26 protein-coding genes are annotated in these 23,830 nt (G+C 63.1%); 6 read left to right on the top strand and 20 right to left on the bottom strand.

Translation table 11 applies throughout. The features are described from left to right. Positions 1-51 precede the first annotated feature (51 nt). The 7 genes from NKI79_RS33365 to NKI79_RS30145 form a co-directional block, all read right to left on the bottom strand. Positions 52-192, bottom strand: a complete 141-nt coding sequence (locus NKI79_RS33365) for a hypothetical protein (protein WP_502895551.1) — start codon at positions 190-192, stop codon at positions 52-54. Positions 193-335: 143 nt separating this feature from the next. Continuing rightward, positions 336-785: an ABC transporter substrate binding protein gene (locus NKI79_RS30170; protein ID WP_352806764.1), complete on the bottom strand. Its 450-nt coding sequence runs from the start codon at positions 783-785 to the stop codon at positions 336-338. Beyond that, a complete protein-coding gene (locus tag NKI79_RS30165; RefSeq protein WP_352806762.1) occupies positions 740-1,231 on the bottom strand; it encodes an ABC transporter substrate binding protein in 492 nt (163 codons plus the stop codon). Before NKI79_RS30165 ends, NKI79_RS30170 begins: the two co-directional genes overlap by 46 nt. A 40-nt stretch (positions 1,232-1,271) precedes the next feature. Next, positions 1,272-3,971: a DUF2339 domain-containing protein gene (locus NKI79_RS30160; protein WP_352480328.1), complete on the bottom strand. Its 2,700-nt coding sequence runs from the start codon at positions 3,969-3,971 to the stop codon at positions 1,272-1,274. 84 nt (positions 3,972-4,055) lie between these two features. Beyond that, positions 4,056-4,208, bottom strand: a complete 153-nt coding sequence (locus NKI79_RS30155; protein ID WP_254820198.1) for a hotdog fold domain-containing protein — start codon at positions 4,206-4,208, stop codon at positions 4,056-4,058. Positions 4,209-4,221: 13 nt separating this feature from the next. Further along, positions 4,222-5,007 (bottom strand): DNA repair protein RecO, encoded by a 786-nt coding sequence (gene recO / locus NKI79_RS30150; protein WP_352480327.1) that lies wholly within the window; start codon positions 5,005-5,007, stop codon positions 4,222-4,224. Positions 5,008-5,122: 115 nt separating this feature from the next. Continuing rightward, positions 5,123-5,431, bottom strand: coding sequence for a porin (locus NKI79_RS30145; protein ID WP_352480340.1), 309 nt, complete (start codon positions 5,429-5,431; stop codon positions 5,123-5,125). 386 nt (positions 5,432-5,817) lie between these two features. Here NKI79_RS30145 and NKI79_RS30140 point away from each other — a divergent pair, with 386 nt between their 5' ends. After that, positions 5,818-6,621 carry a CPBP family intramembrane glutamic endopeptidase gene (locus NKI79_RS30140; protein ID WP_352480326.1) on the top strand — a complete coding sequence of 268 codons (804 nt, stop codon included), beginning with the start codon at positions 5,818-5,820 and terminating at the stop codon, positions 6,619-6,621. 107 nt (positions 6,622-6,728) lie between these two features. Next, positions 6,729-8,240, top strand: coding sequence for a winged helix-turn-helix domain-containing tetratricopeptide repeat protein (locus NKI79_RS30135; RefSeq protein WP_352806757.1), 1,512 nt, complete (start codon positions 6,729-6,731; stop codon positions 8,238-8,240). 46 nt (positions 8,241-8,286) lie between these two features. Here the strand turns inward: NKI79_RS30135 and era are convergent, their stop codons facing one another. The 9 genes from era to rpoZ all read right to left on the bottom strand — a co-directional run bounded on the left by era (position 8,287) and on the right by rpoZ (position 15,809). Further along, entirely contained in the window at positions 8,287-9,213 is a 927-nt protein-coding gene (gene era, locus NKI79_RS30130; protein WP_023677765.1) for a GTPase Era, read from the bottom strand. Next, entirely contained in the window at positions 9,210-9,935 is a 726-nt protein-coding gene (rnc, locus tag NKI79_RS30125) for a ribonuclease III (RefSeq protein ID WP_254820195.1), read from the bottom strand. Before rnc ends, era begins: the two co-directional genes overlap by 4 nt. Before the next feature lie 4 nt (positions 9,936-9,939). Continuing rightward, on the bottom strand, positions 9,940-10,689 hold the full coding sequence (lepB, locus tag NKI79_RS30120) for a signal peptidase I (protein ID WP_352508500.1): 750 nt from the start codon (positions 10,687-10,689) through the stop codon (positions 9,940-9,942). Between the two features lie 77 nt (positions 10,690-10,766). Further along, complete coding sequence (gene acpS, locus NKI79_RS30115) at positions 10,767-11,180, bottom strand: holo-ACP synthase (protein WP_254820193.1); 414 nt, start codon at positions 11,178-11,180, stop codon at positions 10,767-10,769. Beyond that, complete coding sequence (locus NKI79_RS30110) at positions 11,177-11,758, bottom strand: DUF2062 domain-containing protein (protein WP_352806755.1); 582 nt, start codon at positions 11,756-11,758, stop codon at positions 11,177-11,179. Before NKI79_RS30110 ends, acpS begins: the two co-directional genes overlap by 4 nt. 225 nt (positions 11,759-11,983) lie before the next feature. Further along, positions 11,984-12,364, bottom strand: coding sequence for a VOC family protein (locus NKI79_RS30105; protein WP_352802394.1), 381 nt, complete (start codon positions 12,362-12,364; stop codon positions 11,984-11,986). A gap of 95 nt (positions 12,365-12,459) precedes the next feature. Beyond that, positions 12,460-13,038 carry an orotate phosphoribosyltransferase gene (gene pyrE / locus NKI79_RS30100; RefSeq protein ID WP_352802392.1) on the bottom strand — a complete coding sequence of 193 codons (579 nt, stop codon included), beginning with the start codon at positions 13,036-13,038 and terminating at the stop codon, positions 12,460-12,462. A 29-nt stretch (positions 13,039-13,067) separates the two neighbouring features. Continuing rightward, on the bottom strand, positions 13,068-15,296 hold the full coding sequence (locus NKI79_RS30095; protein ID WP_254820189.1) for a RelA/SpoT family protein: 2,229 nt from the start codon (positions 15,294-15,296) through the stop codon (positions 13,068-13,070). A gap of 111 nt (positions 15,297-15,407) precedes the next feature. Further along, positions 15,408-15,809, bottom strand: coding sequence for a DNA-directed RNA polymerase subunit omega (gene rpoZ, locus NKI79_RS30090; protein ID WP_023677773.1), 402 nt, complete (start codon positions 15,807-15,809; stop codon positions 15,408-15,410). Positions 15,810-16,088: 279 nt separating this feature from the next. Here rpoZ and NKI79_RS30085 point away from each other — a divergent pair, with 279 nt between their 5' ends. Both NKI79_RS30085 and NKI79_RS30080 read left to right on the top strand, forming a co-directional pair. Beyond that, positions 16,089-16,670, top strand: coding sequence for a LabA-like NYN domain-containing protein (locus NKI79_RS30085; RefSeq protein ID WP_023677774.1), 582 nt, complete (start codon positions 16,089-16,091; stop codon positions 16,668-16,670). Beyond that, positions 16,667-17,344, top strand: coding sequence for a uracil-DNA glycosylase (locus NKI79_RS30080; RefSeq protein ID WP_352806750.1), 678 nt, complete (start codon positions 16,667-16,669; stop codon positions 17,342-17,344). Before NKI79_RS30085 ends, NKI79_RS30080 begins: the two co-directional genes overlap by 4 nt. Before the next feature lie 30 nt (positions 17,345-17,374). Here NKI79_RS30080 and NKI79_RS30075 read toward each other — a convergent pair whose 3' ends face one another. From NKI79_RS30075 to dapA, 4 genes are all read right to left on the bottom strand, one after another. Continuing rightward, positions 17,375-17,647 carry a hypothetical protein gene (locus NKI79_RS30075; protein WP_352806749.1) on the bottom strand — a complete coding sequence of 91 codons (273 nt, stop codon included), beginning with the start codon at positions 17,645-17,647 and terminating at the stop codon, positions 17,375-17,377. A 348-nt stretch (positions 17,648-17,995) separates the two neighbouring features. Next, the gene (locus NKI79_RS30070; protein WP_352806747.1) at positions 17,996-18,724 is read right to left on the bottom strand and encodes a GH25 family lysozyme; all 729 of its coding nucleotides are present in this window, start codon (positions 18,722-18,724) and stop codon (positions 17,996-17,998) included. Positions 18,725-18,826: 102 nt separating this feature from the next. Beyond that, the gene (gene smpB / locus NKI79_RS30065) at positions 18,827-19,306 is read right to left on the bottom strand and encodes an SsrA-binding protein SmpB (protein WP_023768487.1); all 480 of its coding nucleotides are present in this window, start codon (positions 19,304-19,306) and stop codon (positions 18,827-18,829) included. Between the two features lie 25 nt (positions 19,307-19,331). Beyond that, positions 19,332-20,213, bottom strand: coding sequence for a 4-hydroxy-tetrahydrodipicolinate synthase (gene dapA / locus NKI79_RS30060; protein ID WP_254820184.1), 882 nt, complete (start codon positions 20,211-20,213; stop codon positions 19,332-19,334). Positions 20,214-20,435: 222 nt separating this feature from the next. On the opposite strand from dapA, the gene NKI79_RS30055 reads away from it, so the two are divergent. Together NKI79_RS30055 and NKI79_RS30050 are read left to right on the top strand one after the other, a co-directional pair. After that, positions 20,436-22,475 carry a lytic transglycosylase domain-containing protein gene (locus NKI79_RS30055; RefSeq protein WP_352806743.1) on the top strand — a complete coding sequence of 680 codons (2,040 nt, stop codon included), beginning with the start codon at positions 20,436-20,438 and terminating at the stop codon, positions 22,473-22,475. Positions 22,476-22,788: 313 nt separating this feature from the next. Continuing rightward, positions 22,789-23,697, top strand: a complete 909-nt coding sequence (locus NKI79_RS30050; protein ID WP_352806740.1) for an alpha/beta fold hydrolase — start codon at positions 22,789-22,791, stop codon at positions 23,695-23,697. Positions 23,698-23,830: the final 133 nt, after the last annotated feature.

Raw genomic sequence — 23,830 nt, 5'->3', positions numbered from 1 at the left:
CCGAAAGTTGAAAGAAATGCGTGGTGACGAATAGCGGCGCGTCGACAAACGTCAGTCTTCCCGCATCTCGGCTGTGAATTTCTTCATATCGAAGTCAGGATTGGGCAGGCCCATCCTCACCGCCTCGGCTTGCAGCCTGGCAATCCGGTCGCGAAGCGACACATTGGTGCGACTGCGTTCGAGTTCGTGCAAAGCGCGGTCCGCACCGCCTCCGTTTTGCTTGGAGCGTCCGTCTGGCGCTGCAACATAGTCGCTGAAGCATCCACTTCGGGGCCTCGTATATAGAGTGCCATTTGATCCTATGTCTCCCTTGCTGCGGGTCAGCGGCCGCAGTACTATTCAATCACACGCACCGCTCTATTTACTATATTTGAAGGCACCGTTAGACCGAGCTTTCTCGCGGTCTGCAAGTTCACCACCAATTCGTGCTGGGACAAAGTCTGAATTGGTATGTCGCGGGGGCTCTTGCCATCAAGAATCTTCTTCGCGCACAGCGCCATGTGATATGTTGCGCTTCGCAAGCTGGTGCCGTAGCAGAACAGACCTCCCGCATCGATCTGCTCCCGCGCGAAGATGGTTGGCAAGCGACGCGCAAGGGCAAGCTCCGCGATTCTTGCGCGGAGTGCTGCAATGATCGGCTCCTCGAGGACGATGAGCGCTTCGACCAGCTCGCGATCCATCGCTGCAAAAGCGCCGTCAAGATCGGGCTGAGGCCCTATAATGCGGAGAACCTGCGGGTTCAGCCCAAATTCTTGTATTGCCCAGCATTGGAGGCTGACAGGCAATCGGACACCCCCTGATCGCTCAAGATCGCGATGCGGGAGAGCGCTGGTAAGACGGCTCGCAACAACTCGACATGCGTCCGCGCCTGGTTTGGATCGAAGCTGGTTACTCCTGTCATGTTGCCGCCGGGCTTCTCCAGGCTTGCGGCGAGGCCATCACTGACCGGATCGACGACGACAGAATAAACGACGGGGAGCTCCGTTGTCGCCTTTTGGACCGCACGCGCGGTCACCGCCCCGATCACGGCGATAAGGTCGACGTTCAGCCTAACCAGTTCCGTCGCCAGGGTGGGAAGCCTGCCCAAATCACCATTGGCCGATCGCTGCTCAAACCGAATGCTCCTGCCTTCGGCAAATCCCAGTTCTCTCAGCCCCTCCTTGAAGCCTTCGATTGGTCCCCCAGGGCCTGCCGTGATGATGCCGATCGTAGCTATGTCGTTTATGAGCAACGCGCTGTCCTCCAGGCTGGACCTTCTTGCAGTGGACGACCTAATTTACCTCTCTCGCCGCCCTTGTCAGCAGCCGCTGATAAAACAGGCCGATGCCGATGAGCACCGCGCCGAGGCCGATGAAGGACAGCGCCCGCAACACGCCTTCCAGTTCCGACATGTCGAAGATGAAGACTTTGAGCACGGCGATCGAGATCAGCGCTGCCGACGCTATGCGCAGCACCTGGGACTTCAGCCAGACACCGGCGGTGAGCAGCACCACGCCGATTACCAGCCACAGTGCCGAATAGGTATAGGTCTCAAGCTGGCCGAGACCGCTCCACAGCCCGATGAACTCACCCTTGAACAGGCGCCTGACCGACAGCGTGGCATAGGCAAAAGCGAGCACCGCCGCCACCACCGCCAGCATCGCCGCATACCATTGCGGCCGCTTGTCACGGCAATGGAGTGCCAGTGCGCCTGCCGCGACCGCCGGCAAGAGGTAGGCGAGGAACAGAAGGTTGAACACCGGAATGCTGCCGGTCGATTCATCGGTCAGCAACGGGTTCAACGCCAGAAAATGCTGGAGGACGATGAAGGCGACCGAGACCACGCCCGCTGCAATCGAGCCGTAACGCAGCACCTGACTTGGCGAGCGCATGTCGATAGCGACCAGGATGGCACCGGCACCGATGGCGATCAGCGTGTAGATCGCCTGTTCGGCCAGCGTCGCAGCAGCCGTATCGATGACGCCGCCATGCATGGCATGGCGCACCAGCATGGCGACGGTGAGCAGGCAAAACAGCGCGGCGCCGGCCTCCATGGCAAGGCGCGGTCGGCCATTGGTGGTTCGGGCAAGCTGCCAGGCGGCAAAACCGAAAGCGAGCGCCGGCACCCCATATCCAAGCAGCAGCCAGTTGAACACCGGCGTCTTCGACAGGAACTCGGCACCGACGATGGTCGGGTCGAAGGCAGCGCGACCAAGCACTGCAATCACCGCACCAACGGAAATCCATCCAAGCACCGGATAGCTACGCCAGCGCGTCGCCAGCGCTGGCACGGCGGCGGCTGCTCCGAGCAGGATGGTTGTCCAGCCCGAACCAAAGGCCATGTGCAGCATCAGCAGGCCGGCAATCGCCGCCCCGCCGAGCGCGAAGGAGACGGCAGCGCCGCCGGTCAGCGGCGGCGCTTCGCCGCGTGCTATCCATTCGCCGCCGGCAGCGAAGACCCCGACCAATACGGCTGCAACCGCCGCATAAGCAAGGTCACGGTCGAGATTGCCGAAGGTAGACCAGAGCGCCAGCAGGATGACCAGTGGCGCGACAGCGCTCCAGGCCGCCCACGTGGCGGCGCGCAGCCAGCCATGGGCCGCAAAACGGCGCGCTGCCCAAAAGCCGATGCCGATGAAGACCAGGCCGAGAACGATGCCGACCCTGAGCATCAAGGCATCGGACGCCACAACCGGCATGCCGTCGACGCCAAGAGCGCCGCCCGAAAAATCGGAAGCGATCGTGGTCGGCGGAATGATGCCGAGATAGACCAGCACAGTCGCCAGCCCGGCGGCGTGCAGCAGTGCCAGCGCCCGCGGCCGATAGAGCGCCACCGCCACCAGGGCTGCGACAAGGGCGGCACCCGGCAATGCACCGCGGATGGCGGCGAAGGCCGGATCGACGAACAGGGCCAGCGCCGAAAGCCCGACGAAGAAGCCCGGCGCGATCGACGGCCAATCGAAGCCGCTGCCGGCGACCGCTTCGTCGCGGCGGCCAAGCCAGACGAAGGCGAGCACGGCCAGTGTCACCCCGTCGATAAAAAGGATGACGGAAAGGTTCGTCCCCGGTGCTTCGGTCATGTAGAAGATGGTCCAGATGCCGGTGGCGACGAAGGCTGCGGCCATCAAAAGCCTCCAGTCGCGGATACGGGCGATGACGCCGGCGGTGACGAGCACGATCGCCAGATAGCCGAACAGCGCCCACGGATTGGGCGCCTGCGAGGCGACCAGCAGCGGCGTCACCATGGCACCGAGCAGGCCGACGCCGGCCAGCGCCTGACCGTGAACCAGGCTTGCCGCGATCGTCGCCACCCCGATGGCGCCGAGCAGCGTGAAAGCGAGCGTCGGGCCGATAAAGCCGTAAATGCTGTACGCGGCGTAGACGGTACCGAACAAAATGAAGGCGCCGGCCGCCGTCAGGATTGCCGGGATATAGGCACCGGCGGCACCTTGCACCGGCACCCTGAAGCCGGTGCGCCGGATGAACTCGCCGCCGGCGACCAGCACCAGCCCGAGTGCCGCCGCCATGGCGAGCCGCACGCGTGGCCCGAAAATGCCGGCCTCGATGGTGTAGCGGATCAGGAACAGGCCGCCCAGCGCCAGCGCGATGCCGCCGACCCAGACCGCCCAGCGAGTACCGAGAGCCGTTTCGACGTCGGACTGGCGAGCTGGCTTCGCCGCGGCCGCCGGTTGCGCCGACTCCGGCGCGGATGGCGCCGCGGTATCGGCCTCGGCCTCTGTGGCTGATGCGACCGCTGCGGTCCCTGGCGATGCCAGGTCGGCTGCGGCCGCAAGCGGTATTGCGGCATCCGCCGGTTTGCTGTCGTTTGCAGCCGGTTCCTTGGCTTGCGGCGGCAGCGCAGGCGTGCCCGAAAGCACAAGGCTGCGCAAGGCGCCAAGCTCGCGCTCGATCAGGCCGATACGGCTCTGCTGGCGTGAAATGATGACGAACAGCGCGATGATGGCGACGAGGCCAATCAGGCTTTCAAACATGGCGGTTCCCCCAAACCAGGCCAGTTGTCACTGACACTCAATGTTCAGTGACATTCAAATGCGGCGGCCAAACGGCCGGTCCATTCAACGTGCCACCAGATTGGCCGCCGGAAAGATCGAGCATGTTTCAGCGCCCAAAGCCAGCAGCTTGCCGTTGACATCCTTCAGCGCCGCTTCCGAAACCGCCAGCGTGCCGCCCTTGTGCCAAGGCCGAGCGGCGAAACGTTGCCGGGACAAGGTTCAACGTCGCTCATCTGGTGGTCTCCCCGGCGGTTTCTGCGGCGCTCGCCTTGCCGGATTCATGGCCGGGTGATTGATGCCTGCGCAAGGCGGCGAGAAACCCGGCGCGGGCGCCGGGAGGCTCGATGCCGCGCGGTTCGTAGACATGGCGGGTCAAAAAGAAGCCGGTCAGCCGGAAGGCGTCCTCGATCGCCGCCGGATCGGCGCGCAACCCGGAGCCGCGCTGCAGGAAGGCAGGCAGCGCCAGCATCTTGTCGCGCCACGGCGCGCCCGCCGCGCGCGACACGGCGCGGCCGGATTTCGGCGAGACATAGGCAAGGTCCTGCCTGGTGCCGGTCGCCGCACACTGGCTGAGATCGAGGCCAAAACCGAGTTCGTCGAGGACCAGCAGCTCGAAGCGGGCCACCAACTCGCCGGCGGCATCGGCATCGTCGAGATGAGCGATCATCACCGCAAGCGTCTCGTAAAGGCCGCCATGGGCGTCACGCTCGGGCAGAAGACGCAGATGTGCGGCCATCGTCTGCAGGCCGTAGACGGCAACGGCGCTGTCCATCAACCGGGCGGCGTTCATCTCGATCGCCTCGACCTGGAAGGTGCCGAGATGCTCGTCGAGCCGCGCCCGCCACAACAGGTCGACGCGATTGCCGGGCTGCAAGACCGGCTGCTGTTTGCGCGAACGGCCGCCGCGCACGAGGCCGAGATGGCGGCCATGCACGCGCGTCATCACCTCGAGAATGGCGCTGGTTTCGCCATGCTTGCGGGTGCCCAGAATGATTCCCTCGTCGCGCCATTCCATGACGAGAGCTTGTCACCGGTTGGATGGCGAAATCAAGATGAGCGACTTATCCGCCGCAAACCAAAACGGCCCGTAGCGTATCGCTACGGGCCGTTTCTGCGAGATCGTCGTTTGATCAGAACGAGCGCTGGAAGCGGAAGATGCCGCCGATCGCGTCGGCATCGTCGGCATCCAAATTGTCGTAATAATCGACTTCGGCGGTGATCGTGTAGCCAGGAACGATGGTGTAGGCGACATTGGCCGCAACAGCGAAGTCTTTGTCGTCGGTATAGGAGACCTGGGCGTTCAACGAGGTCTTCTTGTTGACGGCATAGCTGCCGCTGCCCCAGACGGCAAAGTTGCCCGCCCACGGCTTATAGAAGTTCTTCGCGACGTTGTCGTCGCTGCCGTAACCTGCCATCACGAACAGGGTCAGGTCAGTAATCGGCTTGACGTCGAGGCTAGCTTTGCCGGCCCATTCTTCCGACGTACTATTATGGCGCCGACCGCGGTGATCGCACCCCAGTCGCCCTTGTATTTAACGCCTATAGGCAGGGTGTATGACGGAGAGACGACGAACGGGAACGCTGGACGACCGCCGTGTCGGCAGGCGTTCCAACCGGTCTGACTGGCCGGTTCTGCATGAAATATCGGAAATTTCTCAGAACCCGCTCAGGATTTCGGGTAGCGCGGCTGCCAATAAGAAACGGGTCGACCGAGGTGGTCGGCGCATAGCCTCCCGGAATGTTTCGGCCGGCTGTTCAAGATGTAAGTCGACCGATTGGGCAGCCCGGCGACCTCTCATTGTCATCTGCCCGTGAGAGGCCCGACATGACTTCTTTCCTGCGCCTGGTGCGGCAGCATCAGTTGGCTGCCTTCTTTTCGTTGACGCTTGCCCTGACCTGGTTTGCCTTCATCCCATTCTACCTGTCGAATGGCGATAGCATTCCCTGGTTTACCTTCGGCCCGATGGTGTCCGGATTCGTCATCGCCGCTCTTTCCGGAGGCTGGGCTTCGGTCAAGGCCATTCTCGCTTCCATGGTGAAGTGGCGGGTATCTCCGCTATGGTATCTGGTGGCATTCGGCCTGCCATTGAGCACGCAGCTTGCCTCAATCCTGGTCAATCCGCTGTTCGGCTCGGCGACGCCGGCCTGGGGCAACATTCCAGCCGTCACTGAGATACTGCCGATCATCGCGCTCTATGCGGTCTTCAGCGGCCCGCTTGGCGAAGAGCCGGGATGGCGCGGCTTTGCGACACCGCGTCTGTTGACCAAGCATTCGGCGCTGGCCGGAAGCCTGATCCTCGGCGCGATCTGGGCGATCTGGCATTTTCCGCTCGGCCTGGTCGGCGATCTCAGCCTCTACGGCACGATCAACGTCGTGCTGGCGGCAGTGGTGTTCACCTGGCTCTATCAGAACACCGGCAGTGTGCTTCTCGCCATTCTTATGCATGTCACCCATCAGAACAGCGTGCGCTTCCTGGGCAAGGCGTTCATCGACGCCGACCATGTGCAGCAGCAATGGATTGGTGTTGCGATCTGGGCGGTGGCTGCGATCGCGATCGTTGCCGTCTACGGCACCGAGAGCTTCGTCCGCAGGCCGGCAACGCAGCCCGCCCTTGCTGGCGCCGTCTAATTTGCGGCGTCCAAATCCAAAGCGCCGCTTTCGGCGGCGACAGACCTTGACCCAGCCCTCCAGCCGTAGGCCAATACAGGCACGGCTGCAGGGAGCGGGCCGTTTCGATGGCGGTTTCGGCCACTGAGCAGGTTTTTCAGTTTGGCGGTTTCACGCTCGATCTGGGCAAAGGTACGCTCGGCCGGGCCGGACAGCCGGCCTTCCTGCGGCCGAAAGCCTACGCATTGCTGACGCATCTCGCCCGCCACAACGGCCGTGTGGTGCCGAAGTCGGAATTGATGGATGCGGTCTGGCCGGGTGTTTTCGTCACCGAGGATTCGCTGACGCAGTCGATTCGCGAGATCCGCAAGGTGCTCGGCGAGGAAACGATACGGACCGTATCGAAGCGCGGCTACATGCTGATCCCTGAAATCGAGCCGGTGCCCGAACTCGGCGCCCAGCCGATCGTGGCGGTGCTCAGATTCCGCAATGACGGCGCCGATCCGGCCGACGAAGCGATCGTCGATGGTATTGCCGAAGACATTATCAATGGCCTCGCCCGCTTCGGCACGTTGACGGTGCTGGCGCGCAACTCGAGCTTCTCGTTTGCGTCCTATTCGCCTGGCGAATGGCCTGTCGTGCGTTCGTGCATCGGCGCCGACTATGTCGTCGAGGGCTCGGTGCGGCGGCAGGCAGACAGCATCGTCTGTGCGGTCAATCTCGTTGACGCAGCCAGCGCTTCCCAGCTCTGGGGCGATCGCTACCAGGCCGATTACGCCGGGCTGTCCGCCATCCAGCAGGAGATCGTCGAAAAGATCGTCGGCCGGCTGGTGGTTCGGGTGAACAATGCCGGCCTGCAACGTGCCTCGCGGCAGCCGGTAGCCAGCCTCGCCGCCCATGAACTGGTGCTGCGCGGCGTCGCCTTGCTGCGCGATCCGGCGCAAAGCGAACTGAAACAAGCAGCAGCGTTTTTCGAGGCTGCTATCGTCAGGGACCCGGCCTATGGCCTCGCCTACACCTATCTGGCGCTGTCGCATGTGCTTAACAGCGAATTCGGACCGAGCAGCGACGCCGTGCTGACGAAGGCCCGCGACCTGGCCGACCGGGGCATCGCATTGTCGCCGGACCAGGCAACGGCACACCGCATCCAGTCGCTGGTGCGGCTCAATATGCGCGACCACGAGGCGGCCGAGCATCATTTGCGCATCGCGCTCGAGCTCAATCCGGGCGACGCAGACTGTATCGAGCAGATGGGGCATCTGTTGACGATGCGCGGCCGGCCGCTCGACGCGCTCGCCTGGCTGGCGCGCGCCATCCGCATCAACCCGCTGCATCCTCACTGGTATCAGTACGATCGCGCGCTCGCGCTATACATGCTGGGCGAATACCGCACGGCTGCCGAGGTGCTGGAGTTGGCGACGCGACCGACGCCGTGGATCCGCACCCGGCTTGCCGCCTGTTACGCTCAGTTCGGCGACATGCAAGCGGCAAGGCGCCAGGCTGCGCTGATCGACGCCGACGGCTCCGATTTCTCACCGCTCGACTATGCAAGAACGGGCATCCCGTTCGAAAACGCGTCCGACGCCGAGCATCTTGCCAACGGTGTGTCGTTGGCGCTTGGGGACCGCTCAGAATCCTGAGACGACCAACAGACAGCTCGACCGATCGGCCAAATCCTTGGATAGCTCAGTGCGGAAATTCGAGCCCCATCTCGCGGTAGCGCTCGGGATCGTCGCCCCAGTTCTCGCGCACCTTGACGAACAGGAAGAGGTGCACCTTCTGCTCGAGGATGCCTGCGATCTCCATACGCGCGGCCTGGCCGATGGCGCGGATCGTCTCGCCCTTATGGCCGAGCACGATCTTCTTCTGGCTGTCGCGCTCGACATAGATTGTCTGGTCGATGCGCACCGACCCGTCCTTCTTCTCTTCCCATTTCTCTGTCTCGATGTGGGAGGAATAAGGCAGTTCCTGATGTAGCCTGAGATAGAGCTTTTCGCGGGTGATCTCGGCTGCGAGCTGGCGCATCGGAAGGTCGGAGATCTGGTCTTCAGGGTAGTACCAGGGTCCGGCCGGCAGGGTCTCGGCGAGATAGTCGAGCAGGTCCTTGCAGCCGGACCCCGTCAGCGCCGAAACCATGAAGGTGCGCTTGAACGGCACCCTTTCGTTGGCTGCCGCCGACAATGCAAGCAACGTCTCGTGCTTGACCCGATCGACCTTGTTGAGGATCAACACCATCGGCTGCCGGACATCCTTCAGCCGCTCGAGGATGGCATCTGCATCGCCCCGGATGCCGCGCTCGGCATCGATCAAGAGCAGCACGATATCGGCGTCCTTGGCACCGCCCCAGGCTGTGGTCACCATCGCGGTGTCCAGCCGGCGCTTCGGCTTGAATATGCCCGGCGTGTCGACGAAGACGATCTGCGCGTTGTTGTGGGTGGCAATGCCGCGCACGATGGCGCGCGTGGTCTGCACCTTGTGTGTCACGATCGACACCTTGGCGCCGACCAATTGGTTGACCAGCGTCGATTTCCCCGCATTGGGCGCGCCAATCAGCGCGACGAAGCCGGAGCGGGTAGCGGGCGCTTCTGTTGCGGGAGCTTCGGTGGCGGTCATGCGGCACTCCCTTGATCGAGCCAGACGCCTTCCCGCTGCAGAAGTGCCGCGGCTGCAGCCTGCTCCGCTTCGCGCTTGGAGCGCCCGCTACCGGTCGCCGGCGGATAGGCGCCGACCTTCACACTGACGGTGAACAGCGGATCGTGGTCCGGTCCCTCGCGGCTGTCGATTATGTAAACCGGCACTGCGCTTGCCGCCTGATGCGCCCATTCCTGGAGTTCGGTTTTCGCATCGCGACGGGCGGCGTCAATGGCTTGCGAGCGCGGCTGCCAGTATCTGTGGATAAAGGCACGGGCCGCTTCCAACCCGCCGTCGAGATAGAGCACGGCGATCAGCGATTCCAATGCATCGGCGCGCAGATTGACGCGCTTGCGCCCATCGAGGCCGCGTACGTCCGAACCGGCGCGAATGAGTTCCGGCAGGCCGATCTCATCGGCGATTTCCGCCAGGGCCTCGGCGTTGACCAGGGCGTTCAGTCTGAGCGACAGCTCACCCTCGGCAGCGTCGGGAAATGCCGCCAGCAGCATATCGGCAACGACAAGGCCGAGAACGCGGTCGCCCAGGAATTCGAAACGTTCGTAGTCGACGCCGGCATGACTGCCGCGAGCGCTGGCATGGGTCAGCGCCCGCTGCAGGCGCTGGTGGTCGCCAAAACTGTGGCCGGTGCGCTCCTTGAGCGCCTCGGCGAGCGCATCGGCGGTCAGCCGTTTCGTCGCCGCCATGGTCCTAATTGACGAAATGGAACAGGCGCGAGGCGCGCATCTGCGACGGCCATTTCCAGATTTCGAGCGGGCTGGCGCTGCCGCCGATCGAGAAGAAAATGAGGTTGGCGCGGCCGACCAAATTCTCGTCCGGCACGAAGCCGACGGTGAAGCGGCTGTCCGACGAGTTGTCGCGATTGTCGCCCATCATGAAATAGTGACCGGGCGGCACCTTGAACTCTTTGGTATTGTCGCCGATCGAAGCCTGCGTCAGGTCGAGCGTGTCGTAGCTGACGCCGTTCGGCAGCGTCTCGCGATAGACATCGACCGGCCCGTTCTCCTCGGTGATGTCGCGGTTGTCGATCTGCCCGACTTTGACGCGCGGCACGCCCACGTCGTTGATGAAGAGCTGGCCATCCTTGACCTGGATCTTGTCGCCCGGCAGGCCGACGACGCGCTTGATATAATCGACAGAAGGATCCGGCGGAAACTTGAACACCACCACGTCGCCGCGCTTCGGCTCGGAGCCCCAGATGCGGCCCGAAAAGATGTTCGGCCCGAACGGCAGCGAATAGCGGGAGAAGCCGTAGGACCACTTGGTGACGAAGAGATAGTCGCCTTCGAGCAAAGTCGGCCGCATCGACCCGGACGGGATCGAGAACGGCTGGAACAGGAGCGTGCGGATGACCAGCGCAAGCAGCAGGGCCTGGACGATGACGCTGACGGTTTCGCCAAGTCCACCGGATTTCTTCTGGGTTTTTTCAGCCACGCTCATGTCGTCCTCGATTGTGCGTTGGATGGTATAGAGTCTCGGCGCGCGCTGGGCAACGTCATGCCGGTGGTCAGATGCAATCAATGTGGCGCTTCTTCGACCGGCAACGCTTCAATGATCACAAAGGCTTGAGCGAGCGGAAAATCATCGGTTATGGTGAGGTGGATCACGGCTCGGTGCCTTTCAGGCAGGATTTCGTCCAGCCGCGCTGCCGCCCCGTTGGTGAGCGCCATGGTCGGCTTGCCGCTGGCCAGGTTGACGACCCCCATGTCACGCCAGAACACACCCTGCGCAAGACCGGTGCCCAACGCCTTGGCGCAGGCCTCCTTGGCGGCGAAACGCTTGGCGTAGGAGGCCGCACGCGCCGCGCGGTTTTCGGAGCGCGCCTGTTCGATCTCGGTGTAGATGCGTTGGATGAAGCGCTGACCGTGACGTTCCAACGACTTCTCGATGCGTCTGATGTCGATGAGATCGCTGCCGATACCAATAATCATTCGGCGGGAACTTCCGGCCCGGTTTTTCCAGCCTTTGCCGCCCTTTCGGCCAGACGCTTGCGGCGCTGCTCCTGGAAAGTGACCATGCCCCAGCGGGTAATGCCGTAAAACAGCAGGCCGAAAACCAGGCCGAGCGGTATTGCGCCAACCGTCATCGGCTTCAGCACCGGTCCCCACAATTGCGCGAAGGAAAGATTGTGCAGCATGTCGCCGAGATGGGCAGGCGGTCCGTGTGCGGGCAGGTCTTCATGCAGGATCAGCTTGCCGACCTCCCAGGAGGCGGCCCATAGCAGAGGAAAGGTAAGGGGGTTGCCGAAGACCGTGCCGAGTGCTGCGGCAACCAGATTGCCGGCGATCAGCCAGCACAGAATGGCGGCAATGATGAAGTGGAAGCCAAGCGGGAAAAACGACGCGAATACGCCCGCCGCAACACCGGCGGCCACGGCATGCGGCGTGGCTCTAAGCCGCAGGATGCGCTTGGAAAAATACCGCAGCGAGCGCGAGAACGAGCGGCGCGGCCACAAATAAGTACGCACCCGCTCTAAGAAACCATCAGGCTTGCGCCGTCGAAAAAGCACTCTGTTCCTGTTCCTAGTTCCGTCAATAGCTTCACGCCTCCAGCCGGGCGCGACAGCCCCATGCTGCGCTCTGCGGTCGCCGAAAAGCAACTACGACTTTGATATAGCGATGCGCTGGCCGAAGAACAACGAGGCCGAGGGCATCCGCTCGGTGGCCGGTCGCGCCAGCCTTGGGCATCGCCGTTCTGAACAGGGCATGATCGCGGCGAATTTAAGGAGCGCCACTTAGGGTCGATATTCGCTGACCTCGACGAGGTTGCCGTCCGGGTCACGAAAATAGACCGACATCATCGCGCCACGAGCGCCGGCACGCTCGACCGGGCCGACCTCTATCACCACGCCATTGGCGGCGAGGTTGGCACATATCTCGGCGAGCGGCCGGGCGGCAATCAAGCAGAAATCCCCGGAGCCCGGCGTCGGCGCCTTGGCCTTCGGCTCGAAGGTGTGCCCGACCTCATGCACATTGATCTTTTGCGTTCCAAACAGCAGCGCCGTCGGCCGGTTCGGCTCGTCGAGGCGCTTGAAGCCGAGCACGCGCTGATAGAAGGCGCAGGTGTCTTCAACGGAGCGAACCGTCAGCACGAAATGGTCGATACCGGCAATCACGGCAGCGCCTCTTGACTTGTTTTATGCATTTCTTTGTCCCAAAACCGCTGCACATCCTCGGTTCAAGCCCGAGGACAAGCTTTGGGCGACATGCATTAGATATTGCGGCTGCCCGGCTTGATCGCCGGTATGGCGGCAAGCTCGGGCGGCAGCCTGTCGGCCGGATAGGCCGGAACCTCGTATTCGGCGAGCGCGATCAACGGCACGCCGACATCGCTCTTACCGGCCGAGCGGTCGATGATGCACGCAGCGGCAACGACATTGGTGCCAAGTGCGCGCAGACAGTCGATGGTCTCGCGGATCGACAGGCCGGTGGTGACGATGTCCTCGACAATGACGACGCGCGATCCCTTGGCGATCTCGAAGCGGCGCAGCCTGAATTCGCCCCCTTCCCGCTCGACCCAGATCGCCGGCACACCAAGATGGCGCGAGGTCTCATAGGCCGGGATCAGCCCGCCGATCGCCGGGCCGACGACGTAGTCGATCCTGCCGGGCACGCCAGTGCGGATCTTTTCGGCGAGCGCCTTGCACAAGCGCTCGGTCTTGTCGGCATGCATGAAAACGCGCGCCTTCTGCAGGAAGACCGGGCTGCGCAGGCCGGACGTCAGGATGAAATGCCCTTCAAGAACGGCGCCGGCCTCGCGGAAAATGCCCAGCACTTCGTCGGTGTTCATCTTCTGCCTCTTCCAACAAAGTTGGTGGTCTAGCCGTTGACGCGTCGCGCGTCGCTGACGCTCGAATTGTCCTTTAGCTGCGACAGCAGCCGGTTCAAGTGCTTGAGGTCCCATACTTCGAGATCGATCAGCATTTCGGTGAAATCGGGCGCGGTGCGCACCATCGACAAAGTGTGGATGTTGGCATCGTTGGATGCGACGACTTGCGCAATGTCGGCTAGCGAACCCGGCGCGTTGATGGCGGTGACCGAGACGCGCGCCGGGAACCGCTCCTTGGTGCGCTCGTCAATATCCCAGCGCACGTCGATCCAGCGCTCGGGCTGGTCGTCAAAGGCCTGCAATGCCGGCGACTGGATCGGATAGATGGTGATACCGGTTCCCGGCTGCACGATGCCGACGATGCGATCGCCTGGCACTGCCCCTTCCGGCGCGAAGCGCACCGGCAAATCGCCGCGCACGCCGCGGATCGGCACCGCATCGTCGCGCGGCTGGTTCTTGTCCTTGCGCGCGGCGCGGCCCGGAATCTGGAACAGCATGCCGGCGGCGTTGCGGATCTTCGACCAGCCCTCCTCGCGCTGCTTGGGCGCGACCAGCGTGACGCGCTCGTCCTTGTAGTCGGGAAACACCGCCTTCATGACATCGGTGGAGGCAACTTCGCCTCGGCCGACCGCGGCCAGCACATCTTCGATGTCCTTGCGCGCCAGCCGGTGCAGCACCGGCTTCAGGCTTTCCTTGGTGAAGGTCTTGCCGGACCGTTCGAAGGCGCGCTCCAGAATGCGGATACCGAGACCTGAATATTGCTTTCGAATAGCGTTCTTGGTGGCGCGGCGGATGGCCGACCGCGCCTTGCCGGTAACCACCACCGATTCCCATGCCGCAGGCGGCACCTGCGCCTTCGAGCGGATGATCTCAACCTCGTCGCCGTTCTTCAGCTCCGTCATCAGCGGCATGATGCGGCCATTGACCTTGGCGCCGACGCAAGTGTCGCCGACATCGGTGTGGACGGCATAGGCAAAGTCGATCGGCGTGGCGCCGCGCGGCAGCGCGATCAGCATGCCCTTCGGCGTAAAGCAGAACACCTGGTCCTGGAACAGTTCCAGCTTGGTGTTTTCGAGGAAGTCCTCGGGGTTGTCGCCTTCGGCAAGCTGCTCGATGGTGCGCCGCAGCCAGGCATAGGCATTGGTTTCCTTCGAGATCGCATGGGCGGCACCATTCATCTTGCCGCCGGTATCCTTATAGATCGAATGAGCGGCGACGCCGTATTCGGCGATCTTGTTCATCTGGTAGGTGCGGATCTGCAATTCGACGCGCTGGCGCGACGGGCCGACGATGGTGGTGTGGATCGAGCGGTAGTCGTTCTGCTTCGGCGTGGAGATGTAGTCCTTGAAGCGGCCGGGCACCATCGACCAGGTGGTGTGAATGGCGCCGAGCGCCCGGTAGCAGTCCTCGACCGTATCGACGACGACGCGAAAGCCGAAGATGTCGGACAGCTGCTCGAACGACAACGCCTTGGCTTCCATCTTGCGGAACACCGACCACGGCTTCTTCTGCCGGCTCTTGACCTCGGCCTTGATCGAATATTTGTCGAACAGCGTGGAGAGCGCCTTCTCGATTTCGGACAGCACGCCCTTGTTGCGCTCGAAAATTTCGGCCAGCCGTGCGGTGACGGCGCGGTAGGCTTCCGGATTGATGAAGCGGAAGGCGATCTCCTCGAGCTCCTCGCGCATGCCTTGCATGCCCATGCGCCCGGCCAGCGGCGCATAGATATCCATCGTTTCCTCGGCGATGCGCAGGCGCTTGGCTTCCGGCACATGGTCGAGCGTGCGCATGTTGTGCAAGCGGTCGGCGAGCTTGACGAGCAGCACGCGAACGTCTTCCGAGATCGCCAGCAACAGCTTGCGCAGGTTCTCCGCCTGCTCGGCCTTTTTGGAGACGAGGTCGAGCTTCTTCAGCTTGGTCAAGCCTTCGACCAGCTTGCCCATTTCCGGGCCGAACAATTCGTCGATCTCGGCCCTGGTCGCCGTGGTGTCCTCGATCGTGTCATGCAGCAAGGCAACGGCGATCGTCGCCTCGTCCATATGCATTTCGGTAAGGATGGCGGCGACTTCGAGCGGATGCGAGAAATAGGGATCGCCGGAAGCACGCTTCTGGTGGCCATGCTTCTGCATGGCGTAGACATAGGCCTTGTTGAGCAGCGCCTCGTTGACGTCAGGCTTGTAGCGCTGGACGCGCTCGACAAGCTCGTACTGACGCATCATGGGCAGGATCTCGCAATGCTGAAATGAATCATGCGCCGCACTGGCGTACGGCGCATGTCATAGATAGCCACGAAACCGCCGACGCGAAAGTGTCGGCAGTTGTCGCTAAGATCAATAATCGTCGCTTTTTTCCGGCGGCACCAGACCTTCGATGCCAGCCAACAGGTCTTCTTCGGTCATGCGATCGAAGGTGACGTTGTCCTCGGCGTCGTCGGCATCGGTGGCCGCAACGGCGCTGCCGGTCTGGTCGGCAATCGCCTCGCCATCGGCTTCCGGCTCGTCGACCTCGACATGCTTCTGCAGCGAATGGATGAGATCTTCCTTGAGGTCGTCCGGTGACAGCGTCTCTTCGGCGATTTCGCGGAGCGCAACGACCGGGTTCTTGTCGTTGTCGCGCGGTACGGTGATCTGCGCGCCCTGGCTGATCTGACGGGCGCGGTGGCCGGCCAGGAGCACCAGCTCGAAGCGGTTGTCGACCTTGTCGATGCAATCTTCAACGGTTACGCGGGCCATGAGTTGCCCCTTTCATGCCTGGATTTGATGGAAAACAGGCGCGGTCCATAACCCGAACGCCGCCAAAACACAAGCTTTTATGGCGGCGCGCAGCTCTGACGCGGGCCGCCTGCGACGACACAGCGCCGATCACAATTGCTTGCGGTGCCGCATGGTGCCTTGGATTGCCGTAAAACTGGCGTTATCTCGAATGATGAAGGCCAACAGGTCTGTTATCAGACCGGCCGATAGTCGCCACGCATTTAGACGATCGCTTATTTCGAAAAAGGACATTTTTCCATGTTCGATCCTCGTGAAAAAATCGCTCTCTTTATCGACGGTGCCAATCTCTACGCCACCTCGCGCGCACTGGGCTTCGACATCGACTACCGCAAACTTCTGGCGAGCTTCCAGAAACGCGGCTATCTGCTGCGCGCTTATTACTACACGGCGCTGGTCGAGGATCAGGAATACTCCTCGATACGGCCGCTGATCGACTGGCTCGATTATAACGGCTTCAAGGTGGTGACCAAACCGGCCAAGGAATTCACCGACTCGACCGGCCGGCGCAAGATCAAGGGCAATATGGATATCGAGCTGACCGTCGATGCGCTGGAGCTTGCCGACGTCGTCGACCATTATGTCATCTTTTCGGGCGACGGCGATTTCCGTACGCTGGTCGAGGCGCTGCAGCGGCGCGGGCGCAAGGTGTCGATCGTCTCGACGATGGCTTCGCAGCCGCCGATGATCTCCGACGATCTGCGCCGCCAGGCCGACCATTTCATTGACCTGATGACACTCAAGAACGAAGTCGGCCGCGATCCGTCGGAGCGGCCGGTGCGTCGGCCCGAACCGGCCGAAGTCGACGAGGAAGACTATTGACGGTCGTTGCCTTGACCGCGCCCGTGGTCGTCTCGCCCGAACCCGATCGCGATTGCCCGCTCTGCCCGCGGCTGCACGACTTCATCGCCGAGTGGCGGCGGCGCGAGCCGTCCTGGTTCAACGCGCCGGTGCCGACCTTTTTGCCGCCGGAAGGCGGGGATGCGGTGCGCTTGCTGATCGTCGGCCTGGCGCCTGGCCTGCGCGGGGCGAACCGGACGGGGCGCCCCTTCACCGGCGATTTTGCCGGCGACCTGCTCTACAACACGCTGATCGCGCACGGCTTTGCGCGCGGCGAATTCAAAGCGCGACCAGATGACGGGCTGGAGCTTGTCGGTTCGGCGATTACCAATGCGGTGCGCTGCGTGCCGCCGGATAACAAGCCGGTTGGCGCCGAGATAGCGACCTGCCGGACGTTCCTGGTACCGACGATTGCGCGGTTTCCAAATCTGCGCGCTGTGCTGGCGCTGGGCTCGATCGCGCACCAGTCGACCGTGCGGGCGCTCGGCCAACGCGTTGCCGCCTATCCGTTCCGGCATGGTGGGCAGCAGCAGGCCAATGGCATCACGCTATTTTCCAGCTATCATTGCTCGCGCTACAACACCAATACCGGCGTGTTGACGGAAGCGATGTTCGTCGACGTCTTCAGTCAGATAGAAGCTTTTCTGAAGACATAGAGTCGGACGAGGCCCGCCAGGGCACGAGCCTTAGATTCGGGCGATCGCAAACAACCAGACCAGGAGATCCAGCAACCACAGAAACAGTGCAAGCTGCAGCGCGACGCGCAAGCGTTGGATGATCCTCCAATTGCTGGCCATGTCGGATTTGATGTGCAGCAAGCGCTCGTTGCATCCCGTCCAGGGTTGCGGGAGGTGCTGATCGACGAAGTCCTGGGGCAGCTTCTTGGGATCGAAACGGAACGTATGGTTATAATACGGCCACAACATAATCGCGACCAGCAGCCCGATAAGCAAGAGCAATGTCAGCGCCAGCCAGTCCCAAGGCCTACGCCATCCAGGAGCGCCCTGCCTCCAAGGAGAGAACTCGCGAACGCAGTTGCGAAAATCAGATTGCCGGCGCGCGTATTGAGACTTTCAGCCACGCCCTGCTGGTGTTGGAGGCCACGCACTGCCTCCGCGTAGACAAATGCCAGGCGGGGATCGCCGCCGTCCGTCGCAGCAGGCGGGGCGTTGCTGTCATTGGTTGATGAAGGGCGCTCCGGCATCAAATGTACTTAGCACAGCGCCACCTGCGATATGAATTGGCGAAGGCTTCGTCGTTCCCGTCATCGCGCCTTTGAGGGTGCTTTCGGGCGGACAGGAATAGCGTCAATCCGATGCCGTCGCTTCAGGCTCTGCGGCAAACAACGCGGCCAGCGTCGCCGGCCCGCCTTGGAGGACATTCAGGTCGACGTCGCCGCTGATCCCGTCGACGCGGCCCCGGTTGTGGTACTGCCAGTAAATCCAGTCGTCATGGCCTGGCCGCAGCGCCAGCGAACGCAGCCAGCGCGGGCGGCCGGCTACCTGCCCGGCATAGGCTTGGGCGGCCTCGTCGGTCACATAGAGGATCGCCGTCTTGCCGAACGCTGCTTCGACCGGGCCGAGGAAGGCTGAGAGTTCGGCGCTCAGCTGTTCGGGAGTTGGGCGCTGCGGGCAATTGCCGCCGAACTCGATGTCTACCACCGGCGGCAGCAAAGGCTGATCGCGCGGCACCACCGAGATGAAGTTGCGTGCCTGATCGGCACCGGGCCTGCAGAAGGTGAAAAAGTGATAGGCGCCGACGGCAAGGCCGGCGGCGCGGGCCGCACGCAAATTGCCCGCGAAGGCATCATCGACATGGTCGCCGCCTTCAGTTGCCTTGATAACGGCGAAGGCGACATCGTCGGCGGCAACACGCCGCCAGTCGATCTGCCGCTGATGGTGGGAAACGTCGATGCCCCTGACCGGATATTTGCCGCGATCCGGAGAAAACGTCTGAAAGTAGGTATAGCCGCCGGCCAGGATGAGGCCCGCCATGAGCAGACCGGCAGCACCCCACAAGACGATCCGGTTTTTCAACAGAGACCTATCCCCATTGGTCCGCCCTGCCCGCCGCTATGCTCGGGGCGTTCGTCGCTCGAAAAGCCAAATCATGGCTTTTCGTCCGCTTCGGACCGCCCCTCACCCTCGCTCTTTCAGCAGCCGGCCCTTCTCGCGCGACCAATCGCGCTGCTTTTCGGTCTCGCGCTTGTCGTGCAGCTTCTTGCCGCGGCCAACGGCGAGCAGCAGCTTGGCACGGCCCTGGTCGTTGAAGTAGATCTTCAGCGGCACCAGCGTCATGCCTTCGCGGTCGACGCTTTGCGCCAGCTTGGCCATCTCGCGCTTGTTGAGCAGGAGTTTGCGGCGGCGGCGTGGCTCGTGGTTAAAGCGGTTGGCCTGCAGGTATTCCGGCAAATAGGAATTGATCAGCCAGATCTCGCCGCCCTCGACCGAGGCGTAGCTGTCCTGGATGTTGGCCTGGCCCTGGCGCAGCGACTTCACCTCGGTGCCGGTCAGCACAAGACCGGCCTCGATCGTGTCGAGCACCTCATAGGAAAACCGCGCCTTGCGGTTTTCCGCAACGGTCTTGTTGTTGGGATCGGCTTTTCTGACTTGATTCATGATGCGGAGAGGTGGCGCCTCATCCCTAGTTTATCAAGCCGGCGTGCTTCATCGCCGCGTCGATCTTCTCGGCGGTCGACGGCTCGACCGTCATTAGCGGCGAGCGCAGCACGTTTTCGACCTTGCCCAGCTTCGACAGCGCATATTTCGCGCCCGAAACGCCGGGCTCCATGAAAATCGCCTTGTGCAGCGGCAACAGACGGTCCTGCAGGTCGAGCGCCTTGGCACTGTCGCCGGAAAGCGTTGCCTCCTGGAATTCGGCGCAGAGCCTGGGCGCGACATTTGCTGTCACCGAGATGCAACCGACACCGCCATGCGCGTTGAAGCCGAGTGCCGAGGCGTCTTCGCCGGAGAGCTGGATGAAATCCTTGCCGCAGGTGGCGCGCTGCTCTGAAACCCGCTCGACCTTGCCGGTGGCATCCTTGACGCCGACAATGTTCTTGAAGTCGTGCACCAATTGCCCCATCGTCTCCGGGCTCATGTCGACCACCGAGCGCGGTGGAATGTTGTAGATGATGATCGGCAGGCTGGTCGCCTTGGCGACGGCGGCGAAATGCGCATAGAGGCCGCGCTGCGTCGGCCTGTTGTAATAGGGCGTGACGACAAGGGCCGCGTCGGCGCCCGCCTTCTCGGCATACTGGACCAGGCCGACCGCCTCTTCGGTGTTGTTGGAGCCGGCGCCGGCGACGACCGGAACCCGGCCCTTGGCGACCTCGATGCAAACCTTGACGACTTGGCGGTGCTCGTCATGCGACAGCGTCGGCGACTCGCCGGTGGTGCCGACCGGGACCACGCCCGTCGTGCCTTCCGCGATCTGCCAGGCTATGAACGCGCGAAAGGCTTTCTCGTCGAAACGGCCGCTCTTTTCGAACGGTGTGACGAGCGCGGTCAGCGAGCCTCTCAGCATGTCGTCCAACTCCTTGGGGCCTTTCGGGTTTTGTCGTGCGCGCCTTCTAGCCGAAAGCGAAGCGGCGCACCATAGTCTCGACATTGTTGCGCGGCAAGCATTGCGCCGGCAATCGCAATTCGAACGACCTCGACACAGTTTCTTTACGGGCCCTTCACCACCGACGAATAGGCTTCGGTTCAACTGTGCCTGTTGTAACGTCGAAGAACAGGAAATGACCAGATGCCGGCCAGGCGGCCTCATCTTTTCGCGCTTTTCGGCGCGATCGTCGCGCTGATACCCGGCGCCGCGATCGGCGGCAGCGTCGATATGCGGGTCACGTCGGCGATCCCGATGACGGCGCCGGACAACGATGCGCTGCCGCAGTCCCCGTCGCCTTCCGCCAGCGTTGCGATGCTGAAGAGCGGTCTCGACGCGCTGGCCGCAAACGACATTCAGCGCGCGCGCCAGATGCGCGAGGCGCTGCCGGCCAAATCGCTCGATCGGCACATCCTTGCCTGGGCGATAGCGCTTTATGGCGGCGACCAGGTGCCGAGCGGCGACATCGCCGATGCCGCGAAGATGCTGCCGAACTGGCCAGGCACGATCGCCTTGCGCAAGAACAGCGAGCGCGCGCTCTATCGCGAGAACCCCACGCCACAGGTCGTGGTGCGGGCGTTCGACGGCAGTCAGCCGCTGACCTTCGAGGGCGTGGTGATCCTGGCCCGCTCCTATGTAGCGCTGGGCGATGCGAAGGCGGCGCGCTCGGTGCTGTCGCCATTCTGGCGCACCGAAAAGCTCGAAGCCACGGACGAGGCGGCGGTCATCCGCGAGTTCGGCGCGCTGATCCCGGCCGCCGACCATCGCTTCCGCATGGAGCGCATGTTCTATGCCGACCGGGTCGCTTCGGCGCTGCGCGTCGCCGGTCTCGCCGGCGTCCAGCAATTGGCCGACGCCTGGGCGGCAGTCACCAAAGGCGACAAGAACGCGGCCAAGCTGCTGAAGGCGGTACCGACAGCGCAGCGGGCGGCGGGCTATCTCTTTGCCGAAGCCGAATATCTGCGCAAGCAGCAGAAATTTTCCGACGCCGCCGCGCTGGTGATGAAAGCGCCGGGCGACCGTGACGCGCTGGTCGATCCGGACGCCTGGTGGGTCGAGCGCCGGGTGCTGTCGCGCGAGCTGGTCGACCAGCGCGACGTGAAGACCGCCTACAGAATAGTCGCCGCGCACGCCGCCGAAAGTGCCGCCAATGCCGCCGAGGCAGAATTCCACGCCGGCTGGTACGCGCTGCGCGGCCTCAACGATCCCGGCACCGCCGCGAAGCATTTTGCGCGAATCGCGGAGCTCGCCCAAGGGCCGATGTCGCTGTCGCGCGCCTATTACTGGCTCGGCCGCGCTGCCGAAGTCGGCGGGCCCGGCAATGCCAAGGATTATTTCAGCCGCGCCGCCAGCTACGGCACGACCTTTTACGGCCAACTCGCCGGCGAGCGCGTCGGCCGGCAGACCCTCAACATCGTCTACCCCCAGCCGAGTGCCGCCGACCGCCGGAATTTTGCCACCCGCGAGGCGGTCAGCGCCATCAAGCGGCTGCAGGAGGCCGGCTATGACCGCTACGCCGAAACGCTCTACCGCGACCTTGCCGGGCAGCTGAACAGCCCCGGCGAACTGGCGCTGCTTGCGGCGCTGGCGGAAAGGCAAGGCAACCATTTCATGGCGCTGAAGGTCGGCAAGATCGCCGGCGCCCGCGGCATCGACGTCGGCGCGCTGTCGCATCCGCTCGGCGTCATTCCCGACACCGCCAACGTCTCCGGCTCGGGCAAGGCGCTGGCCTATGCGATTGCCCGGCAGGAAAGCGAGTTCAACATCGGCGCTGTCTCCAGCGCCGGCGCGCGCGGACTGCTGCAGCTGATGCCGGGCACGGCCAAGCAATTGGCGAAGAAGGCCGGCATGACATTTTCTCAGGCCCGGCTGACCACCGATGCCGGCTACAATGCAACGCTGGGCGCTGCCTTTCTCGGCGAGCAGCTCGGCCGTTTCGATGGCTCCTATGTGCTGACCTTCGCAGGCTACAATGCCGGCCCCACCCGGGCCGCCCAGTGGGTGGCGAAATACGGCGATCCGCGCGGCAAGGACGTCGATGCCATCGTCGATTGGATCGAGCGGATTCCCTATACGGAAACAAGAAGTTACGTCCAGCGCGTGATGGAGAATTACGAGGTCTACAAGATGCGCATTTCCGGCAAATACGACATTGTCGGGGATCTGGTGAACGGCCGAGGGTGACGACCGGGCTTCAAGCCAAGTCAGGCTGCGATCCTTCGCGCCCCCCTGTCCTGCCGGACATCTCCCCTCTAGTGGGGAGATTGGCAGGTTCGCTGAGGGGTACTTTTCTGCAACTTGGGATGTTATCGAAAACGGAGATGATGGCCGATCTCCCCCCTTGAGGGCCTCGTGGGGGAGATGTCCGGCAGGACAGAGAGGGGCGCTGTCCCGCCGACATCTCGAAGATTCCCAGCGCCGACGCTTCGATTTGACCGTCTCTGCCCTCGCCTGTAGCAGTCGGGAACGATCCGGCAACTGCGAGGAAGCGGTCCATATGGCAATCGAGCAGGGTTTTTCCGACTTCTTCTACGCCGCGCCGGACGGGCTGTCCCTGCACGCCCGCATCTACGGCGAAGCGAATTCCGGCCATTGGCCAGTCGTTTGCCTTCCCGGCCTGACCCGCAATTGCCGTGATTTTCATGAGCTGGCGCTTTTTCTATCAGTGCAGGCGAAGCGCAAGGTCGTCGCTTTCGACTATCGCGGGCGCGGGCAGTCCGCCTACGATGCCGATATCGGCCACTACAATGTCGGCATCGAAGCGGGTGATATTCTCGCCGGGCTGGCGGCGCTGAGCATCGAGGAGGCTGCCTTCATCGGCACGTCGCGCGGCGGACTGATCATCCATGTGCTCGCGGCGATGCGGCCGGCCGTGCTGAAGGCCATCGTCCTCAACGACATCGGCCCGGTGATCGAGGCGCAAGGTCTCGCCCATATCCGCTCCTATCTCGACCCCACGCCCAGGCCAAGGGCGTACGCAGAGGTGGTCCGCGGCCTGCGCGGCACCCATGGCGCGGATTTTCCGGCGCTGACCGATGCGGATTGGGAGCGGATGGCGTCAGCCCTCTACCGCGAGACCGAGGAGGGGTTTTTGCCCGATTTTGATCCGAAACTGGTCGAGACGCTAACGGGCCTCGATCCCAGCCGGCCGCTGCCCGATCTGTGGCCGCAGTTCGACGCGCTGGCGGCGGTCCCGATGCTCGTGATACGCGGCGCCAACTCGAAGCTGCTGTCCGCCGAAACGCTCGAGCAGATGCAGACGCGCCATACCGATATCGAGACGATCACTGCCGACGGCCAGGGGCATGCACCGTTTCTGGAGACCGGCAGCCTGCCGGGCAGCATCGCTGGTTTTTTCGATCGGGCGGAGCGGCGGGACTGGCGCGAAGTAACGCTCGAGAACTGAGGAATTTATTGGGCAGTGCTGCACCGAGTTTGAGCGGCCCGAGACATAGGTGACGATTTGTACCGGACACATAGGTAACACTTTTCGGTTTTTGCCGGGAGGTGTTGATGCCGTGGAGAGAGTGTTCGGTGAT

The sequence above is a fragment of the Mesorhizobium sp. M0340 genome, from assembly GCF_040321535.1.
Lineage (GTDB): Bacteria > Pseudomonadota > Alphaproteobacteria > Rhizobiales > Rhizobiaceae > Mesorhizobium.
The sequence above is the reverse complement of the archived record's forward strand: the minus strand, read 5'-3'. Positions and strand labels throughout refer to the sequence as shown.

Bases quoted from the DNA above. Each gene is read 5' to 3' on its own strand.
- NKI79_RS30160 (WP_352480328.1), bottom strand. From the start codon at position 3,971: ATGTTTGAAAGCCTGATTGGCCTCGTCGCCATCATCGCGCTGTTCGTC.
- recO (WP_352480327.1), bottom strand. From the start codon at position 5,007: ATGGAATGGCGCGACGAGGGAATCATTCTGGGCACCCGCAAGCATGGC.
- NKI79_RS30140 (WP_352480326.1), top strand. From the start codon at position 5,818: ATGACTTCTTTCCTGCGCCTGGTGCGGCAGCATCAGTTGGCTGCCTTC.
- NKI79_RS30135 (WP_352806757.1), top strand. From the start codon at position 6,729: ATGGCGGTTTCGGCCACTGAGCAGGTTTTTCAGTTTGGCGGTTTCACG.
- era (WP_023677765.1), bottom strand. From the start codon at position 9,213: ATGACCGCCACCGAAGCTCCCGCAACAGAAGCGCCCGCTACCCGCTCC.
- rnc (WP_254820195.1), bottom strand. From the start codon at position 9,935: ATGGCGGCGACGAAACGGCTGACCGCCGATGCGCTCGCCGAGGCGCTC.
- lepB (WP_352508500.1), bottom strand. From the start codon at position 10,689: ATGAGCGTGGCTGAAAAAACCCAGAAGAAATCCGGTGGACTTGGCGAA.
- acpS (WP_254820193.1), bottom strand. From the start codon at position 11,180: ATGATTATTGGTATCGGCAGCGATCTCATCGACATCAGACGCATCGAG.
- pyrE (WP_352802392.1), bottom strand. From the start codon at position 13,038: ATGAACACCGACGAAGTGCTGGGCATTTTCCGCGAGGCCGGCGCCGTT.
- NKI79_RS30095 (WP_254820189.1), bottom strand. From the start codon at position 15,296: ATGATGCGTCAGTACGAGCTTGTCGAGCGCGTCCAGCGCTACAAGCCT.
- rpoZ (WP_023677773.1), bottom strand. From the start codon at position 15,809: ATGGCCCGCGTAACCGTTGAAGATTGCATCGACAAGGTCGACAACCGC.
- NKI79_RS30085 (WP_023677774.1), top strand. From the start codon at position 16,089: ATGTTCGATCCTCGTGAAAAAATCGCTCTCTTTATCGACGGTGCCAAT.
- smpB (WP_023768487.1), bottom strand. From the start codon at position 19,306: ATGAATCAAGTCAGAAAAGCCGATCCCAACAACAAGACCGTTGCGGAA.
- dapA (WP_254820184.1), bottom strand. From the start codon at position 20,213: ATGCTGAGAGGCTCGCTGACCGCGCTCGTCACACCGTTCGAAAAGAGC.
- NKI79_RS30055 (WP_352806743.1), top strand. From the start codon at position 20,436: ATGCCGGCCAGGCGGCCTCATCTTTTCGCGCTTTTCGGCGCGATCGTC.
- NKI79_RS30050 (WP_352806740.1), top strand. From the start codon at position 22,789: ATGGCAATCGAGCAGGGTTTTTCCGACTTCTTCTACGCCGCGCCGGAC.